The 770-nt window shown below is 66.5% G+C and carries 1 protein-coding gene; it reads left to right on the plus strand.

The annotated features are described in order from the left end of the window. A partial coding sequence (locus AOG27_RS21375; RefSeq protein ID WP_200909124.1) for a dihydroxy-acid dehydratase occupies positions 1–770 on the plus strand: 770 nt, incomplete at both ends.

Raw genomic sequence — 770 nt, forward strand, 5'->3', positions numbered from 1 at the left:
GAGTACATGGTCAACGCCCACTGCGCCGACGCCCTGGTGTGCATCTCCAACTGCGACAAGCTCACCCCCGGGATGCTCAACGCCGCCATGCGCCTGAACATCCCGGTGATCTTCGTCTCCGGCGGCCCCATGGAGGCGGGCAAGACCAAGCTGCTCGACCACGGCCTCGACCTGGTGGATGCCATGGTCATGGCAGCCGACGACAGCGTCGATGACGAGACCCTCTCCGAGGTGGAGCGCAGCGCTTGTCCCACCTGCGGCTCCTGTTCCGGCATGTTCACCGCCAACTCCATGAACTGCCTGATGGAAGCGCTGGGCCTGGCACTGCCTGGCAATGGCACCGTGGTTGCCACCCACGCCGACCGCCGCCGCCTGTTCGAGACCGCGGGTCATCGCATCGTCGAACTGGCCAAGCGGGTCTACGAGGGCAACGAGGCGCACCTGCTGCCGCGTGCCATCGGCTCCAAGGCGGCGTTCAAGAACGCCATGACCCTGGATATCGCCATGGGCGGCTCCACCAACACCATCCTGCACCTGCTGGCCGCCGCCCAGGAGGCCGAGGTCGATTTCACCATGACCGATATCGACCGCCTCTCGCGTGAGGTGCCGCAGCTGTGCAAGGTGGCCCCCAACACCCAGAAGTACCATATCGAGGATGTGCACCGCGCCGGCGGGATCATGGCCATTCTCGGCGAGCTGGATCGCGCCGGCGTGCTCGACACCCGGGTGCCCACCGTCTACGGCGACTCCCTGAAGGCGGCCCTGGACGA

It is taken from the genome of Pseudoalteromonas lipolytica, from assembly GCF_001306915.1.
GTDB classification, from domain to species: domain Bacteria; phylum Pseudomonadota; class Gammaproteobacteria; order Enterobacterales; family Alteromonadaceae; genus Pseudoalteromonas; species Pseudoalteromonas simplex.